The organism is Methylobacterium sp. E-065, from assembly GCF_022829605.1.
Taxonomy (GTDB): Bacteria; Pseudomonadota; Alphaproteobacteria; order Rhizobiales; family Beijerinckiaceae; genus Methylobacterium.
Map to the genome: position 1 here is coordinate 1 of NZ_JAKSYD010000274.1, position 17408 is coordinate 17408.

General features: G+C 70.7%; 17 protein-coding genes and 1 tRNA gene. 12 read left to right on the forward strand and 6 right to left on the reverse strand.

Translation table 11 applies throughout. The features are described 5' to 3' along the window. From MKK84_RS31345 to chpT, 5 genes are all read right to left on the reverse strand, one after another. On the reverse strand, positions 1-1010 hold a 1010-nt coding region (locus MKK84_RS31345; RefSeq protein WP_243926315.1), incomplete at its 3' end, for a chemotaxis protein CheB. Between the two features lie 53 nt (positions 1011-1063). Further along, positions 1064-1456, reverse strand: coding sequence for a PleD family two-component system response regulator (locus tag MKK84_RS31350; protein ID WP_243926317.1), 393 nt, complete (start codon positions 1454-1456; stop codon positions 1064-1066). Positions 1457-1467: 11 nt separating this feature from the next. Further along, entirely contained in the window at positions 1468-1992 is a 525-nt protein-coding gene (locus MKK84_RS31355; RefSeq protein WP_243926318.1) for a chemotaxis protein CheW, read from the reverse strand. Positions 1993-2053: 61 nt separating this feature from the next. Continuing rightward, positions 2054-4795 (reverse strand): hybrid sensor histidine kinase/response regulator, encoded by a 2742-nt coding sequence (locus tag MKK84_RS31360; RefSeq protein WP_243926321.1) that lies wholly within the window; start codon positions 4793-4795, stop codon positions 2054-2056. A gap of 103 nt (positions 4796-4898) precedes the next feature. Continuing rightward, positions 4899-5609: a histidine phosphotransferase ChpT gene (chpT, locus tag MKK84_RS31365; protein WP_243926322.1), complete on the reverse strand. Its 711-nt coding sequence runs from the start codon at positions 5607-5609 to the stop codon at positions 4899-4901. Positions 5610-5954: 345 nt separating this feature from the next. Here chpT and MKK84_RS31370 point away from each other — a divergent pair, with 345 nt between their 5' ends. The 4 genes from MKK84_RS31370 (at position 5955) to MKK84_RS31385 (ending at position 10774) form a co-directional block, all read left to right on the forward strand. After that, complete coding sequence (locus tag MKK84_RS31370) at positions 5955-8867, forward strand: bifunctional [glutamine synthetase] adenylyltransferase/[glutamine synthetase]-adenylyl-L-tyrosine phosphorylase (RefSeq protein ID WP_243926325.1); 2913 nt, start codon at positions 5955-5957, stop codon at positions 8865-8867. Between the two features lie 78 nt (positions 8868-8945). Then, positions 8946-9269 (forward strand): type II toxin-antitoxin system PrlF family antitoxin, encoded by a 324-nt coding sequence (locus MKK84_RS31375; protein ID WP_279599813.1) that lies wholly within the window; start codon positions 8946-8948, stop codon positions 9267-9269. Then, positions 9253-9801 (forward strand): type II toxin-antitoxin system YhaV family toxin, encoded by a 549-nt coding sequence (locus MKK84_RS31380; protein ID WP_243926329.1) that lies wholly within the window; start codon positions 9253-9255, stop codon positions 9799-9801. The genes MKK84_RS31375 and MKK84_RS31380 overlap by 17 nt, the downstream gene beginning before the upstream one ends. A gap of 91 nt (positions 9802-9892) precedes the next feature. Continuing rightward, a complete protein-coding gene (locus MKK84_RS31385; RefSeq protein WP_243926331.1) occupies positions 9893-10774 on the forward strand; it encodes a 3'(2'),5'-bisphosphate nucleotidase CysQ in 882 nt (293 codons plus the stop codon). Here the strand turns inward: MKK84_RS31385 and MKK84_RS31390 are convergent. Continuing rightward, a complete protein-coding gene (locus tag MKK84_RS31390; protein WP_243926333.1) occupies positions 10758-11207 on the reverse strand; it encodes a YHS domain-containing (seleno)protein in 450 nt (149 codons plus the stop codon). The two genes, MKK84_RS31385 and MKK84_RS31390, sit on opposite strands and share 17 nt — an antisense overlap. Before the next feature lie 234 nt (positions 11208-11441). Between MKK84_RS31390 and MKK84_RS31395 the strand changes: the two genes are divergently transcribed. The 8 genes from MKK84_RS31395 to MKK84_RS31430 all read left to right on the forward strand — a co-directional run bounded on the left by MKK84_RS31395 (position 11442) and on the right by MKK84_RS31430 (position 17258). Then, on the forward strand, positions 11442-12065 hold the full coding sequence (locus MKK84_RS31395; RefSeq protein ID WP_243926335.1) for a DUF1134 domain-containing protein: 624 nt from the start codon (positions 11442-11444) through the stop codon (positions 12063-12065). Between the two features lie 97 nt (positions 12066-12162). Then, on the forward strand, positions 12163-12867 hold the full coding sequence (locus MKK84_RS31400; RefSeq protein ID WP_243926337.1) for a hypothetical protein: 705 nt from the start codon (positions 12163-12165) through the stop codon (positions 12865-12867). A gap of 133 nt (positions 12868-13000) precedes the next feature. Beyond that, on the forward strand, positions 13001-13303 hold the full coding sequence (locus tag MKK84_RS31405) for a 3',5'-cyclic-nucleotide phosphodiesterase (RefSeq protein ID WP_243926339.1): 303 nt from the start codon (positions 13001-13003) through the stop codon (positions 13301-13303). Positions 13304-13431: 128 nt separating this feature from the next. Continuing rightward, positions 13432-13782, forward strand: coding sequence for an LPS translocon maturation chaperone LptM (lptM, locus tag MKK84_RS31410; RefSeq protein WP_243926341.1), 351 nt, complete (start codon positions 13432-13434; stop codon positions 13780-13782). Between the two features lie 133 nt (positions 13783-13915). Beyond that, entirely contained in the window at positions 13916-15184 is a 1269-nt protein-coding gene (gene lysA, locus MKK84_RS31415) for a diaminopimelate decarboxylase (RefSeq protein ID WP_243926343.1), read from the forward strand. Then, positions 15181-16020 carry a glycosyltransferase family 2 protein gene (locus MKK84_RS31420; protein WP_243926345.1) on the forward strand — a complete coding sequence of 280 codons (840 nt, stop codon included), beginning with the start codon at positions 15181-15183 and terminating at the stop codon, positions 16018-16020. The genes lysA and MKK84_RS31420 overlap by 4 nt, the downstream gene beginning before the upstream one ends. Before the next feature lie 12 nt (positions 16021-16032). Then, a tRNA-Ser gene (locus MKK84_RS31425) sits at positions 16033-16124 on the forward strand. A gap of 282 nt (positions 16125-16406) precedes the next feature. Next, positions 16407-17258 (forward strand): hypothetical protein, encoded by an 852-nt coding sequence (locus tag MKK84_RS31430; RefSeq protein WP_243926348.1) that lies wholly within the window; start codon positions 16407-16409, stop codon positions 17256-17258. The last annotated feature ends 150 nt before the right edge of the window (positions 17259-17408 follow it).

The following is a 17408-nucleotide window of genomic DNA, read 5'->3' on the forward strand; positions in this document are numbered from 1 at the left end:
GAGCCCATGCCGGTGAGGATCACGGTGAGCGTGGCGGCGCCGAACACGACCGCTGCGTCCTTGAACAGAACGTCGACCGCCGGCCGGCAGAAATTCACCGGCAGCCCGTCGGTCAGCTTGATGATGGGTCCGTTCGGGCCCGCCACGAGGCCCATGTGGCGGCCGCCCGGGGCGACATAGATCCGGCCGGGCTCGATCCGCTCGTCGGTCTTGCCCTCGGCGGCCGGGATTCCGGTGCGGGTCGTCAGGTGCTCGGCGAACACCGCGGTGAAGATCGGCGGCATGTGCTGCACGATCAGAACCGGCAGGCGGCGGAGCGTCGCGGCGCCGATGCCCTCCAGCATCTCGCCCACGGCCCGGGGCCCGCCCGTGGAGGAGCCGATCAGAAGGGCGCGGGGCGCCGTGCGGCTGCGAACCTTCGGCCGCAGGGTGAAGGGTGTCGGCGCGCGCGGCGCGGCCGGCGGGGCCGCATGCGCCGACACGGGGGCGGCGGGCGCCGGATGGGCTGCCGACGCGAGGGCGGAGGCCGGGCGCCGGATCCGGGCCCGGGCCGCACCGAACACCCGCACGCGCTCGATCAGCTCGGCCCGGAACACGTCCGAGGTGGTGACGCCGCGGCTGCTCTCGGGCTTGGCGATGTAGTCCACCGCCCCGAGCGCGAGGCATTTCAGCGAGATGTCGGCGTTGCGCGTGGTCAGCGTCGACATCATGACGACCTGCACGCTCGGGCTCATGGCCAGCATGCGCGGCAGCGCGGTGGTGCCGTCGAGTTCCGGCATCTCGATGTCGAGCAGGACCACGTCCGGATCGTGCTTGGCCATCATCTCGACGGCGATACGCCCGTTGGACGCCGTGCCGACCAGCGTGAAGCCGGCCTCGCCGATCCAACGGGCCACGAGGCCGCGCACCACGGCGGAATCGTCGGCGACCAGAACCCGGATCGCGGCGGCCCCGGATGTGCTCTGGGTGGGCGGGTTCCGTGGCGGTGCAACCGCGGGACTCAGGGCCATGATGCGTGCCTCGGATACGGGGGCGCGGATGTGCGTAAAGGGGCGCGAAACGATCAGGCCGCGTCGGCGACGAGCCCGACCTGCTCGAGCTTGGCCGTCAGGATATCGCGGTCGAACGGTTTCATGATGTATTCGTCCGCCCCCGCCCGGAGGGCCCGGGCGATGGCGCCGACATCGTTTTCGGTGGTGCAGAACAACACCTTGGGGAACTCGCCCCCCTCGCTCTGGCGCAAGGCCTGGAGGAAGGCGTAGCCGTCCATGTTCGGCATGTTCCAATCGAGCAGGATCGCGTCCGGCATGTGGGCCGCGCAGGCTTCGAGGGCGGCGCTGCCGTCCTCCGCCTCGCTGACGTTCATCCCGAGGTCCTCGATGATCCGGCGGGCGACCTTCCGGATCACCGCGGAATCGTCCACCACCAGGCAGTTGGTTTCGTGCGGCGCCTTCATCGGGCTCTCCCTCAAGCCGCCTTGGCGCCGGCCGCCGTGAAGCCGAGAAGGGCATCCACGTCGAGGATCACCAGCAGGCGCCCGTCGAGGCGGTGGACACAGGTCGCGAGGTTGCGGAAGCGCGGATCCAGGTTGATCGGCACCGCCTCTCGGCTGTCGGCGCCGAGCTTCAGCACCTCGCCGACCCCGTCGACCACGAGGGCGAAGGTCTCGCCCGCCTGCTCCAGGCCGATCGCCATCTTCGGACTGGCCTTGCCGCCCTCGCCCTCGGCCTCCGCGTCGGGCAGGCCCAGGCGCCGGCGCAGGCTCATGGCGGTGACCACGCGACCGCGCAGGTTCAGGAGGCCCACGATCTCGGCCGGCGCGAGCGGCACCGGCGTCACCCCCGACGGCACGAACACGTCGTGGACCCGCTCGATCGCCAGCCCGAACAGGGTCTCGCCGACGAACACCGTCACGAAGTCGTTGGTGGCACCGGTCTCGACGCCGTTGGCGCTCGCTCGGGCGCCGGTGGCGTTGGCATTGGCAGCCTGCATCGGAACTCTCCGGATGATCGTTTCGATCGTTGCGATCGCTGTGGGGCGGGCGGCGCCGGGATCAGGCCGCCTTCGAGACCGTCTCGGCGCCGAGCTCGGCCAGGGCGGCGATCAGGCCGGCCCGATCGAACTTCGCCACGAGATCGGCGATCGCCAGGGTCCGGGCCCGCTCCACGGCGTCGGTCCCGATCGTCCCGGTGAGGCCGATCACCGGGAGCGCGGCGAGCCGCGGCTCGGCCCGGCGCATCGCGGCGACGAGGTCGAAGCCGCTGCGGCCCGGCATCTCCAGGTCGGTGACCACCACCTCGATCTTCGGCTCGGACTGGAGCGTGTTGAGCGCCGCCTCCGCACTCGCCGCCGTGATCACCTGATAGCCCGCGGCCTTCAGCACCGGGGTCAGCATGTCGCGGAAGAAGGCCGAGTCGTCGACCAGCAGGATCGTGGAGAGCTGCTCGGGCCGCTTCAGGCCGCGCGCCCAGTCATCGTAGGCCAGCGGCAGGAAGTGGGCGATGTTGATGATGTCGGTCGCCCGGCCCCGAAGCACCGCTGAGCCGATCAGGTCCGAGCGGTCGGCCGCGATCTCGATGTCGAGCCGCTCCTCCACGATGTCGACGATCTCGTCGACCACGAGCCCCATGGCGCGCTCGCCGTCGGAGAACACCACCAGGGCCTGGGTCCCCTCCGACTTGATGGTGATCGCCGAATCCGCCGGAACGAGCGGCATCAGGCGCCCGCGGTACTGGATCAGCGCGCGGCCGCCCAGCCACTCGACCTTGGCGCACTCGATCTCCTCGAGGCGGGTGACCAGCGACAGCGGCACCGCCTTGAAGCTGCCCTGACCGCCCTTGAACACCAGCAGCGTGGTCTTGTTGTCAACCACCTCGCCCGCCGCGTCGTCGTCGGTCTCGGCGTGGCCGCCGCTGCCCTGAACGCCCTGCGCCACCTGCCGGGCGACGCCGTTCGGATCGACGATCAGCACCACGGCGCCGTCGCCGAGAATCGTGTTGCCGGCAAACATCGGGATGTGGCGAAGCTTCACCGACATCGGCTTCACGACGATCTCCTCCGTGTGGAAGACCTCGTCGACGAGGATGCCGAAGCGCTCGCGCCCGACCTGGGCGACCACCACGAAGCCGGCCTGCTCCGTCTCGGAGCCCGCCTGCGACTGCCCGAGCAGCCCGGTAAGCGACACGATCGGCAGCAGCCGCTCGCGCAGGCGCAGAACCGGCGCGCCGTTGATGCGCTCGACCCTTTGCGCCCCGGCATCGACCCGCACCAGCTCCAGCACCGCCACCTGCGGCAGGGCGAAGCGGTGCTCGCCGGCCCGCACGATCAGCGCCGCCACGATGGCCAGCGTCAGGGGAATCTTGATGGTGAAGGTCGTGCCCCGGCCCGCCGTGGTGGCGATGTCGATCAGGCCGCCGATGGTCTCGATGTTGGTCTTGACCACGTCCATGCCGACGCCGCGGCCCGACACCGAGGTCACCGCCGCCGCCGTGGAGAAGCCCGCATCGAAGATGAACTTGGCGACCTGCGCGTCGGTCATCCGGTCGACATCGGCCTGGGCGGCGATCCCGCGCTGCACCGCCTTCTGGCGAATCGCCGCGAGGTTGAGGCCCTTGCCGTCGTCGGCGATCTCGATCGTAATCGTGCCGCCCTCGTGATAGGCGGCGAGCCGGATCGTGCCGCGGGCGGGCTTGCCCGCCGCCACGCGCTCGGCGGTCGATTCGAGGCCGTGATCGGCCGAATTGCGGACCATGTGGGTCAGCGGGTCCTTGATCACCTCAAGGACCTGCCGGTCGAGCTCGGTCTCGGCGCCGACCATCACGAGGTCGATCTGCTTGCCGAGTTCCGCCGAGAGGTCGCGGACCACGCGCGGCAGCTTCTGCCACGCATTGCCGATCGGCTGCATGCGGGTCTTCATCACGCCGTCCTGCAGCTCGGCCGTGACGTGGGACAGGCGCTGCAGCGGCACCTTGTAGCTCGAATCCTCGTGCCGGCGGGCGATCTCGAGGAGCTGGTTGCGGGTCAGCACCAGCTCCGAGACCATCGTCATCAGGTGCTCGAGCGTCTCGACGCTCACCCGGATCGTCTGGTTGCCCTTGGCGGCCGCGGTGGTCTCGCCCGGGGTCGTCTCACCCTCGGTGCCGCCGCCCTCAGCCTTCTCGGCGCGCGCCGGCTCGGCCTCGACGGCCTCGACCGGTGCCGCACTCACCTGCGGTGCGGGAGCGGCGGGCTTGGGTGCAGGAGCGGCGGCCGCCACCGGCGGAGGCGCTGCGAAATCCACGTCTTCCGGACCCGGCGCCGCCAGGAAGGCGGCCTCGAGGTCGTCGAGGGAGACTTCGCCGGGCTTCAGTTCGCGGATCACCGGATCGGGCAGCACCGGCTCGGGCCGCGGCGGGGGTGCCGCCGGCTCCGATGCCTCGGCCGAGCCCTCGGCCATGCGCTCCAGGGCGGAGATGAGGTCGTCGTCCGACCCCGCCGGCTCGGTGCCGGTGGCCTCCAGATCGGCCAGGATCTCCTTCAGCCGGTCCAGGGTCAGCAGGATCAGCGTCACCGACGCGGAGGTGGCAGGCAGCCCGTCCCGGAACCGGCCCATCAAGGTCTCGGCCGCATGCGCCAACGCTTCGAGTCGCGGAAGTCCGAGAAACCCGCACGTTCCTTTGATTGTGTGGACCAGTCGGAAGATATTCCGAAGGATCGTCTCGTTATTCGGATCCTGTTCGAACCGGACGAGCTCTGCATCGACCGTGTCGAGATGCTCGCCGCTCTCAGTCAGGAACTCGCGAAGCAGGTCGTCCATAGGCGCAACTCGTTACCGGAAGAAGGTCTCGCGCACCGTACTTACTCAGGCGCGGTTAGGGAAGCGTTTCAGTTCCCGCCCCGCGCCGGAGTTTTTCAGAATTTCACGCCAGTGTGGTGTTCGAACCCTCATCGGAGGGTTCAACGGATGCTTCGATCACTGTCGGCTCGGCCGTGATCGTCACCTCATCATCCTGGATGGCGAATCGAACACTCATGTCGGCGGCTCGCGCCACGAGGCCGGCATAGAACGGCAGGATGCCGTGGGCATCGACGGTGCCGCTCTCGGGGCTGCCGGCCATCAGCTCCTCCACGTGCGGGGGAATGCGGGCATGCGAGCCCTTGGCCTTGAACACGAAGCTCGGCGCCGCGCCGTCGCCGGAGACCACGACGTCGATCGCTCCGCCCCGCGGGATCGCGGTCGTGGCGATCATCACGAGGTTGAGGAGCAGCTTGACCTTGTTCTTGGGAAACAGCGCCTGCGGGGCGCTCCAGGTCAGCTTGGTCTTGTCGTCGGAGAACATGCCCTTGGCGACGCTTTCGGCATCGGCGAGGTCGATCGAGGCGCCGGCCGATCCCGCGGCGCCGAAGGCGATCCGCGCGAATTTCAGCCGGGCCGAGGCCTGCCGGGCGCTCTTGCCGATCAGCTCCAGCGCGAAGGTGCGCATCGATTCGTCCTCGTCGTCCTCCAGGACTTCGAGCCCGTTCACGATCGCGCCGACGGGGCTGATCACGTCGTGGCAGACGCGGGAGCAGAGAAGGGCGGCGAGGTCGAGGCCGTCGAGGGTCAGGGTCGGCGAGTTCGGGGACGACATGGTGCGCTCCGGGGGGATCTGGTTCGGGCGTCTGCGGGCCGGGGCCCCGACTGGCGGCCGTTCGTCGGCCGCCGCATCCGGCGTACACGTCGCCCAAAGGAGCCCGCGCCCAGCGGGTCGGACCGGGGGCGACGGCCGGTCCGCACGGATAAACGCCACGCCGGCCTTTGAAAAGCGTTACCGGGATTGACGGATCGGCGCGGCGGCGTCCGATTCGGACCGGCCTGTCATGGGCCACGCATCGCGAGATGGAGCCGGCAGAGGGAGAGCGCACGGTGTTGGCCATTGACCCAGCCCATCGACGATCCGTCAAATCCGCCAGCCCCTGACGCGGAGGTCCGCCCCATGCAGTCCGCCCCGACCCTGCGCGAGAGCCTGCAGCCCCGCCTCCCCCTCGCGGATCCGGATGCGGCGCGAGCCCGGCTCGCCGAGATCGCGCCGGCTCTCCCGCCGGGTTTCCTGACGCCACCCTGCCGTGACCTGCTCCTGGGTCTCGCCGACCATTCCCCCTTCCTCTGGCGGGCGTGCCTGCGGGCGCCGGAGCGCCTGGTCGCGCTGCTGGAGCAGCCGCCCGATGCGGCGAGCCGGGAGATCATCGCCCGCCAGCGCGCGGTCGGGGCGGCCTGCGGGGTCAATCCCGACCTCGCCGAGGTCGGAAAGCGGCTGCGGGCCAACCGGGAGGCGCACGCGCTCCTCGTGGCGCTGGCCGATCTCGGCGGCGGCTGGGATGTCGCGGCGGTCACCCGGGCGCTGTCCGACTTCGCCGACGCCTCGGTGAGCGCGGCGACCGAGGCGCTGCTCCGGCAGGGACTCGCGACCGGTCGGTTCCGGCCGCCGGATCCGGACGCGCCGCAGGCCGGATCGGGGCTGATCGTCCTGGGGCTGGGCAAGCTCGGCGGCGGCGAGCTGAACTATTCGAGCGATATCGATCTCGTGATCTTCTACGAGACCGAAGCCGCGGCGGCCGCGACCGAGGGCGACCCGAAGCCGTTCTTCGTCAAGCTCGCGCAGGGGCTGGTGAAGCTCCTGTCCGACCGGACCGCCGAGGGCTACGTGCACCGCATCGACTACCGGTTGCGGCCGGATCCGGGCTCCACCGCGGTGGCCCTCTCCACGGGCTTCGCCTTCGATTACTATCAGACGCTGGGCCAGAACTGGGAGCGGGCCGCCTTCATCAAGGCCCGGCCGATCGCGGGCGACATCCCGGCCGGCACGGCGTTCCTTACCGAACTCGCGCCGTTCATCTGGCGGCGGCACTTCGACTTCCCGGCGATCGCCGAGATCCACGCCCTGAAGCGGCAGATCCACATGGTCCGCGGCCACGAGACCATCGCGGTCGCCGGCCACGACATCAAGATCGGCCGCGGCGGCATCCGGGAGATCGAGTTCTTCGTCCAGACGCAGCAGCTGGTCTTCGGCGGCCGCAAGCCGAGCCTCCGGGGCCGCTCCACCGTGGCGATGCTCGACGGCCTCGCCGCGGCGGGCTGGATCGACGGACGCGCCCGCGACGAGCTGACCGAGGCCTACGGATTCCTGCGCACCCTGGAGCACCGGATCCAGATGGTCCGCGACGAGCAGACCCAGCGCCTGCCGACCGGCACCGAGGCGCTGACCGGGCTCGCCTTGTTCGCCGGCTTCCCGGATCTTGCGGCCTTCGAGGCGGCGCTGCTCCACCATGCCGGCCAGGTCCAGGCGCATTACGCCCTGCTGTTCGAGGCCGAGACGGCCGCGGACGACACCCTCGTCTTCGGCGAGTCCGAACCGGAGCCCGCCACCCTGGAGCGGCTCGGCGCCTTCGGGTTCCGCGATCCGCCGCGCGCCTGGGAGACCGTGCAGGGCTGGCATCTGGGGCGCCGCCCGGCCCTGCGAACCGGGCGGGCGCGGGAAATCCTCGCCGAGATGCTGCCGGCGCTGCTCCGGGCGCTCGGCGGCACCGCCGACCCGGACGAGGCGCTGCTCGCCCTCGATCGCGCCTTCGCGCGGATGCCCGCTGTGGCCGAACTCCTGGCGATCCTGCGCTCGCACGAGCGCCTGCGCCTGCTGTTCGCCGACATCCTCGGGACGGCGCCGCGCCTCGCCGACACCGTCGGCTTGAGCCCGCACGTCCTCGACACCGTGCTGGACGCGGATTTCGTGACGCCGCCCCTGGATCCCGCTGCGGTCCAAGCCCAGTACCGGATGCTCGTGGGACAGCCGGCGAGCCACGAGGAGGTCCTCGACCGCTGCCGGGACGCCACGCGGCAGATGGCCTTCGTCACCGGCGCACGCCTCCTGTCGGGCATCCTGACGCCGCGGCAGGCCGGCGCGGCCTACACGGCGATCGCGGAGGCAACGGTAGCCTTGAGCCTGGCGGCGGAGGAACGCCGCTTCGCCCAGGACCACGGCGCGGTGCCCAACGGGCGGTGCTGCGTCCTGGCGCTGGGCCGGCTCGGCTCCCGGCAGCTCAGCGCCGAATCCGACCTCGATCTCGTGTTCCTGTACGATTTCGATCCCGAGGACCGCACCAGCGACGGAAGGCGGCCCCTCGACGCCGTGGTCGCCTACAACCGGCTGGCGCAGCGCCTGTTCGCGGCGCTCACCACAGCGACGCGGCGGGGACGGCTCTATGCGGTCGACCTGCGGCTGCGGCCCTACGGCAGCCACAGCCCGCCGGCCGTGCAGCTCACGGGCTTCGCGGCCTATCACCGGGACGGGTCGGAACTCTGGGAGCACATGGCCCTCGCCCGCGCCCGGGTCGTGGCCGGTGACGCGCCCCTGGGGGGGGCCGTCACAGCCGAGATCGCCGCGATTCTTTCCCAACAGCGCGAGCCGGCTAAAGTCTGCGCCGAGGCGGGGGCGATGCGGGCGCTCGTCGCCCGGGAGCGCGGCCATGCCGGCCCCTACGACCTGAAGCTTGCCCCCGGCGCCTTGTTCGACCTCGATTTCCTGGCCCAGACCATCGTGCTGAGCCACGCCCACGACTGGCCGGACTGCATCGGCCTCGGCGCGGAGGCCCTCTTCCGCGGGGCGGCGGCGCGCGGCCTGCTGCCGGACGAGGCAGCGGAGTCCCTCGCCGAGACCTACGGGTTCCTCGACGCGGTCTATCAATGGCAGCGGCTGGTGATGGCCGATCCCACCGCGGAACCGTCCGAGACGGCGGCCCGGCAGATCGCCAAGGCGGTGGGCCTGCCGGACGCGCGAAGCCTCGCGGCGGACCTGCGCCGCCACCGACGCCGGAGCCAGGCCCTGCTGGCGCGGATCCGGCGCACGGTGGCTTGAGCCACGATCCCACTTGACCAAAGTAAGGAATATTCCTTACTTTGGGGATTTAGCGCCATCTGGATCAGAGGTAGCATCATGGTTTTGGAACGGGATGCGACCGTCACCGATAAGGGGCAGATGACCGTACCGAAACCGGTCCGGGACATCCTCCGGATCAGCCCCGGCGATCGCATCCGATTTCGAATCGATGGCGATCGGGTGTCGCTCCATCGCGTCACGGATCAGGACGATGCGGATCCGGTCGTGACGGCGTTTCTGACGTTTCTCGCCAGCGACATGACCCAACGCCCGCAAGCGATCGCGCCGCTGACACCGGATCTCGCCGGACGGATCGCCGACCTCGTCGGTGGGATTGCGTTCGATCCGGATGAGGACATCGACGGTGCCGTCGCCCTCTGAGCCCGGGTCGACCGAACCAAAGCCTGTCCTGGCTGGGCCGAGCCCGATCCTGATCAACGGCTGGACGCTCTTCGCGCATCCGCTGCTACTGGACCAGATCGACCGGCTCGTAGACGCCGTCGCGCGCGAGGCGCGGCCTGTCGGGGATGCATCCGCGCATTCCGCCAACGCCAAGCTTCTGGCGGCTCTCTACAATCTGATCTTCATCCAAATACCCGAGGACCCGACCCGGACTCTGTATCGCCAAGGCGCGACGCTGGGTCCGGATCGCAAGCACTGGTTCCGCGCGAAGTTCGGCAACGGGCGCTTCCGCCTGTTCTTCCGGTTCGACCTCAAAGCGCGCGTCATCATCTATGCATGGGTGAACGACGAGCACTCGCTTCGCACACGCGGCGCCCGAACGGACGCCTACGCGACCTTCGCCCGCATGCTGGAAGCCGGCCATCCGCCCGACGGATGGGGGGATCTCCTGAAGGTGGCGACGCAGGCCGCCGGGCGATTTGGCGGATTGCGACCGCGGCAGGGAGATTGAGCGGTGCCCGCATCCGCCTCGCGACGATTCGTACTCCAAACCGTCGACATCGCGTGCTGGCTCGGGCATTCAGAGTGGTCAGGGAGGAACCATGACGGGCGCGGCGACGATCTCGGGGTCTGAGCGTGAGCGGATCGCCGCAGCGCTTGCCGAGATCGCCTGCGCGGCGGGCGAGATCCTGCGCCGCTATCACCGGGCTCCCTGCCCCCACGCCCTGAAGCCGGACGGCACCCCGTGGAGTGCCGCCGACGTCGAGTCCGAGGATCTGATCGTCGCCGCCCTGGCCGAGCGATTCCCCGGGATCGCGGTCGTGGCGGAGGAGCGCGTGGCCGCGGCACGGGGCGAGGTGGTGGCGCCGGCCGACACCTTCTTCCTGGTCGATCCCCTGGACGGCACCCGCGACTTCCTGGCCGGAACGCCCGACTACTCGGTCAACATCGCCCTGGTGGCGGGCGAGCGCCCGGTGGCGGCGGCCCTGGCGGCGCCGGGCCTCGACCGGGTCTGGTGGGCAGGCACCGCCGCCGTCGAGGCCGTCGTGACCGCCGGCCGCCCCGGCCCCGGGCGACCGGTGCACGCGCGGGCCGTGCCGGAGGCCGGCCTCCTGGCGCTCGGCAGCCGCCGGCACGGTGATGCCGAATCCATGACCTGCCTCGCCGCCCTCCCGGTGATGGAGACGCGCCAAGTCGGCTCGGCGCTCAAGTTCGGCCTGATCGCGGCCGGGGAGGCGGATATCTACGTGCGCTGCGGCCCGACCATGGAATGGGACACCGCGGCCGGCGACCACCTCGTGGCGACCGCCGGGGGCTGCGTGGTGGTGCCGGGCGGCGGTCCGATCCGCTACGGGCAGCACGGGCCCGACCACCGCAACGGACCCTTCGCGGCGCTCGGCGACCCGTCCCTGGCCCAGCGCCTCACCCTGCCCGCCTCCTGCGGCACGCGCGTCGGCCGGCCGACGCTCAGCGCGACGTCGTAGACGCCGCGTCCGGCTGGTCGCGCAGGCCCGGCCATGCGGCCTCCGCCTGGCCGACGAGGCCGGGATCGGCCAGGAACCGGGCGCGGCGCCCCGCGTCCCGGAATAGGTAGAGGCGATCGCCGATCACCGCGAAGACCAGGGGATCGGCATCCACCAAGCGGCCCTCCAGGATGCCCGCGGCGTCGTAGCCCCCGAGCCGGGGAGCGTAGGTGGCCGGATCGTCCCGGAAGGCCTCGCGGTTGGCGCTGCTGGCGAAGCGCCAGACCCGTCCACCCCAGGTCAGCTCGAACCGGCCCGTCCCGGCGCGCGGCCCGTCCGCCAGAAAATAGCTGACCGGATCGAAGCCGTTGAGCGTCAGCAGCACGATCGGCGCCCCTACCGACTCGCCCGCCGCCGGCCGGGCCAGCATCAGGGCGGCACAGACGGCGAGCACGCGGGTCCGGTGCGACGTGAGGAGAGCGGGGCCGCGGGCTGCGGGGTCAGGACGCGTTAACCACATCTTGCGAATTCCCACGGAAGCTGGTCCCACTCGTCCGACCGGACCCCTGCGGGACCGCGGACCCGGACGGATGCGTCCTCCGGGCCGCGGCCGGTGCCGGCCGGGCGGGACGAGAGCGGCACAGATCCATCGCACGAACCGTTAATCGAACCGGGCGAGGAGACAACGATGACGGCACGAGACGATCGCGGCCCCGACCGGCGCCGCCTGCTGCGCGCGGGCCTCGCCCTGGCGCTCGGCGCCCCCCTGGGCGCCTCCCTCGGCATGCCTGGCACCGCCCTGGCGCGGGGCGAGGATGCCGACACCCCCGAGACCTTCCGCCCCGGCGAGGTCGTGGAATCGGGACACCGGTTCTTCGGATCGGTCTCCCGCGGCCTGGCGCTGACCGTCGAGGAGGCGGGCCGGCGCTGGGGCGAGCCGAACGGCTACATCCTCGGCCAGGAGGGCGGCGGCGCCGTTGTGGCGGGCGTCCGCTACGGCGAAGGCACGCTCTACACCCGCAATGCCGGCCAGCGGCGCATCTACTGGCAGGGGCCGTCGGTCGGCTTCGACGTCGGCGGCGACGGGGCGCGCACCATGATGCTGGTCTACAACCTGCCGAACGTGCGCGACCTGTACCGGCGCTTCGGCGGCGTCGACGGCTCGGCCTACCTCGTCGGCGGGTTCGGCATGACCGCGGTGGTCAACGACCGGATCATCGTGGTGCCGATCCGCAGCGGCGTGGGCGCACGGCTGGGGATCAATGTCGGCTATCTGAAGTTCACCCGGGAACCAACCTGGAACCCGTTTTGACGCTGCGGCGGGACGATTGGATTTCGCCCTTCCGATCAACCTGGGCTAGAGTGACGACGGGCCGGGTCTTCCGGCCGGATGCGCGGGTTGTTCCCTCGTGATCGAAGCGGTGATGATCTTCGCGCTGGGCTTCCTGGCGGCGAGCCTGTGCGGCTTGCTGCTGCTGCCGCCCCTCAACGCCCGGGCCGCCCGGCTGGCCCGGCGGCGGGCCGAGGCGCGCCTGCCCCTGTCGCCGGCCGAGATCGCGGCCGAGCGCGACTTCCTGCGCGCGCAGTTCGCCGTCCAGCAGCGCCGCCTGGAGCGCAAGGCCGAGACCGCGGAGGCCAAGCGCCAGACCGAGATGGCGGCGCTCGGTGCCGGGACCATGCGGGTCGCTGCGCTTACGCGCGATGTCGCGGCCCGGGATTCCGAAATCGCCCAGGTCCAGGCGAAGACCCGGGAACTCGAGACCGAGCTCGTCCTCGCCCGCGAAGACGGCACAGCGAGCCTCGCCACGCTCCAGGCCCTCGAAGACGCCCACGCCGACTTGCTCGACACGCTCCTGGGCCTGCGGCAGACCGCCCGGCAGGCATCCGGCCTGGATGCAGTGTCGACCGAGCGCGACGACCTGCGCGCGAGCCTCAAGGCGGCCGAAGAGGCCCTGGCGTTGACGCTCGCGGACCGCTCGGCCGACCGGCAGGCCGGCATCGAGCGGGAGAACGCGGATCTGCGCCGCCGGATCGTCGAAGTAGCCGACGCCGTGACGAGCCCGGGCCGCATGCCCCGGGCCGCCCATCCGGTTCCGCAGCCGGAACGGGTCTGACCGGGCTCCGACTTTCCCCCTTGGCGGGTGGGCGCAAACCGGCGCCGCTCGCCTTGTTTCGACCACGCAAAGGCCCCATCGCAACGCGGACGCCTTCTGCACATCTCCATTTCCCAAGATGGTACGGACACCCATGCGCCTGAAGCCAATCGTTCTCGCCGTCTTGGCGGCCACTGCCCTGACGCTGCCGGCCTCGGCGCAGCAGACGAAGCGCGGCAACGAGACCCTGAAGAAGTACTGCACCGGCGACTACCTGACCTATTGCGGCAATCTGGCCCCCGACGATCCGGCCACCGATGCCTGTTTCCAGAAGAACTGGAAAAAGCTCAGCGAGAACTGCCGCCGCGCGATCGACGCCTACGAGGCCGAGCAGGGCCAGAGCACCCCGTCCAAGGGCCGGCAGGGCGCGCAGGACGGCAAGGACCGCCGCGGCTGAGGCGAGTCTCCCCGTCGCGGCCGCGACCTGTTGCGGCCGCGCGCTCGCGCCCGCGCTCCGCAACCGCTAAGCTCGGGCTCCCGCCGGCGCCCCGCGCGCCGGTGCCGAGCCTGCCGGACCCGCGCGCGATGTTGTCGAACCCCGTCCTGAAGCTCCTTGCCGTGTCCGGCCTCGCCGCCCTGGCGCTCGCCGCCTGCGGACGGCGCGGCGCCCTGGAACCGCCCCAGACCACCGCCCCCGTGGCCTCCGCCGCGCAGGCGGGCTCGGACACGGTGAACGGCCGCCGGACCCTGCCGGTCTCGGTGGGCCTCGGCAGCGGCGCGCCCGAGCCGGATCCGGCCTCGGTCCGCGCTGGGGACGAGCTGTCGACGGCGGCCGTTCCGCCGGGGGGCACCGAGGCTCCGGTCCAGACCAGCCGCGGTGCGCGGCGGGGCTACCGCGTCCCGAAGGAACCTTTTATTCTGGATCCGCTGCTGTAGAGGGCGGAGGCCCGGGGCTCCGCAACGCGGCTGTGTGCTCCCGGTCATCCATCCCTCGGGCGCGCCCTGCGACCCGGACCGGATGTTTCACGGGAAACATTCCGTCCCCGGCGCCAGACGAGACACGGCCGAGATGCATCATTTTCACTACCGCGACGGCCGGCTCCACGCCGAGGACGTCGACCTGACGGATCTCGCCGATGAGGTCGGCACCCCGTTCTACTGCTACAGCACCGCCACGCTGGAGCGGCATTACCGCGTCTTCGCCGAGGCCTTCGCGGGGGACGACGCCCTGGTCTGCTTCGCCATGAAGGCGAACTCCAACCAGGCGGTGCTGCGTACCCTGGCGGCCCAAGGCGCCGGGATGGACATCGTCTCGGGCGGCGAGTTGCACCGGGCGCTGGCGGCCGGGGTCGATCCCGGCAAGATCGTCTTCTCCGGCGTGGGCAAGACCCGCGGCGAGATGGAGGCCGCGCTCAATGCCGGCATCTTCTGCTTCAACGTCGAGAGCGAGCCTGAACTCGCGGCCCTGTCCGAGACCGCCACGGCGCTCGGGTTCACGGCACCGGTCTCGATCCGGGTGAATCCGGACGTCGATGCCGGCACCCATGCCAAGATCTCCACCGGCAAGTACGAGAACAAGTTCGGCATCCCGATCACCCGGGCGCCGGCGGTCTACGCCACTGCGGCCACCCTGCCGGGCCTCGCGGTCCACGGCGTCGACATGCATATCGGCAGCCAGATCACCGATCTGGCCCCGTTCGCCGACGCGGCGCGGTTGCTGGCCGGTCTCGCTCGGCAGCTCCTGGCGGCGGGCCATCCGCTGCGCCACATCGATTTCGGCGGCGGCCTCGGCATCCCCTATCGCGACGACAATGCCCCGCCCCCCGACCCGGCGGCGCTCGCCGCGACCCTGCGGCCGCATTTCGCGCCGCTGGGCCTGCGACCGGTCTTCGAGATCGGCCGGATGATCGCCGGCAATGCCGGAATCCTGGTGACCCGGGTGCTGTACGTGAAGCACAGCGAGGGGCGCACCTTCGTGATCGTCGATGGGGCGATGAACGACCTGATCCGTCCCACCCTGTACGAGGCCTATCACGGCCTGCGCCCGGTGGCCGAGCCGGGGCCCGACACCCCATGGCGCGTGGTCGATGTGGTCGGTCCGGTCTGCGAGAGCGGCGACTATCTCGCCCTCAACCGCGAGATGCCCGAAGTGAAGGCCGGCGACCTGATCGCCGTGATGAGCGCGGGCGCCTACGGGGCGGTCCAGTCCTGCACCTACAACACGCGGCCCCTGGTGCCGGAGGTTCTGGTGCGGGGTCACCAAGCCGCGACCGTGCGTCCGCGCCTCGACGTCGAGGCGCTCGTCGCCCTCGACCGGGTGCCGGACTGGCTGGCGTGAGCGGCATCCCGGAGGGCGCGGCGGCTGCCGGCCCCCTCCCCCTGTCGATCTTCGTCATCGCCCACAACGAGGCGGACCGGATCGGCGCCACGATCCGGGCGGTGCGCGACCTGACCGACGACCTCGTGGTGGTCGATTCGGGTTCCACGGACGGCACGCGGGCATTGGCCGAATCGCTTGGCGCGCGGGTGATCCACAATCCGTGGACGGGCTATGGGCCACAGAAACGCTTCGCCGAGGAGCAGTGCCGCCATGTCTGGCTCCTGAACCTCGACGCCGACGAGGTGGTGCCGGGGATTCTCGCGCGGGAGATCCGCGCCCTGTTCGCGACGGGCGAGCCGACGAAGCCGGCGTGGCGGATCGGCATCGCCGAGATCTTTCCGGGTGAGGCGCGCCCGCACCCGCTCGCCTACACGCTGACTCCGGTGCGGCTCTACCGGAAGGATCGCGGCCGCTACGCCGCGTCCCCGGTCCACGACCGGGTGGCGCTGGAACCGGGGGTGACGGCGGGACGCCTCAAGGGCGTGATCCACCATTTCTCGGTGCGCTCGCTCGGCGACCAGCTCGACAAGCTCAACCGCTATTCGGACCAGCAGGCCGACGACCTGGAGGCCCGCGGGGTGGTGATTCCGAGCTGGCGGGTGTTCGTCGAGCTGCCGGGCAATTTCCTGAAGGCCTATCTCGGCCGTCGGCATTTCGTGCGGGGCACCTACGGCTTCCTGACGGCGATGAACTACGCGATTTCGCGGCATCTGCGCATCGCCAAGCACGTCGAGCGCCGCCGCGTAGCGGCAGCCCGCCGGGATCGGGTTGACCCGCCCGGCTCGACCTTCTAGATCCAGAGCGCCGGAGACGTGGCCGAGCGGCTGAAGGCACTCGTTTGCTAAATGAGCATACCCAGAAATGGGTATCGAGGGTTCGAATCCCTCCGTCTCCGCCATCTACCCCGAGCCGCTGTAAGTCATTGGCGAACATGCGGCTTTTTCTTTGGCAAAATCTAATATGACCCCGATTTGACCCCGAAATCGAAGGCTGTGGAAATCCCTGGCCCGAGGGGCACCTCCGGCTTCAATCAGGTCGATAAGCGCTTGTGGTCCGATGAGTCCGTTCGCAGGTTCGCCGATTGCAGGTACTCGCGCCGCGTAGCGTAGCGCGCATGACGCTATAGACAGTTCCCTACACTCCGGGTCGCACCGACACCTCCGAGCAGTAGGTCGACACCATGTTCTCCCTCGTCCACGTCATCCTGCCCGTCTCGGAGCTCGCCCCCGCCGAGGCCATCCGCGCCTCGCTCGCGCCCTTCCAGCGCGGCGGCAAGGGAGACGTCCCGGACGAATGGCTGGCCTTCCACGACGAGACCGACGAGGTCCGCGCTCTCCACCGGACCGCGTTCACCTTCACCCGGGAAGAGGGCCGCGGGACCCGGATCGAGGGAGAGCCGTACGGGCACCTGGACGTCGGGGCGATCAACGCCGAGATGGCGCGCCGCGGCCTCCGGCGCTGGCAGGTGCGCTTCGCCGACGCCGAGCCCGACCTCGACGCCTTCGTGGACGCCTACGTCCGGGACCTGGAGCGCCATCCGATCACCGGGGGCTACGGGCGATGGCTCAACCCCCTCGGACGCTGGGATTGGTGGGACCTGGGCGGCCGCTTCGACGGGCGTATCCTCGGCGAGCGACGCAGGCCCGGCGAACGCAGGACCTCGTCCGTCTCGTCCGGACCGAATACCGGTCGCACCATGCTCAGGAACGTCACCGACGTCCTGGCCGAAAGGCTCGGGTCCGAGCCTCCGGAGGACGTCGTCGTGGAGGCCCACGCCAACATCGAGATGGTCTCGCGCCTGGCGGAGGATGCCCAGGCCGGTGTCGCGAGCGCGTTCCCGGGCGCGATCCTGCTCCCGCCCAGTGCCATCGAGGACCGGCTCCGCTGGCTGCGGGCCTGGCCTGAGGTCGATCCGAAGGAGACCCTCGACTGGTTCGGCCTTCCGGAAGGGGCGGCCTGGGAGTCCGTCGTCATGGAGGTTTACAGGCGCTTCCCGGAGCACTGGGCCGCCGGGGTCGCCTACCACCTCTAGGCGCGGGAAGCCGACCGACGCTACTCGTCCTGGCAATCGTTGACTGCGACCATGACCCTGTTTCCAGCGTTGCCGCAGTAGAATGCATTCCGTCGGTGACTCGGGTCACCGACGGGCGGACCCGCCATCCATATTGCCGCTGTCGCCGAA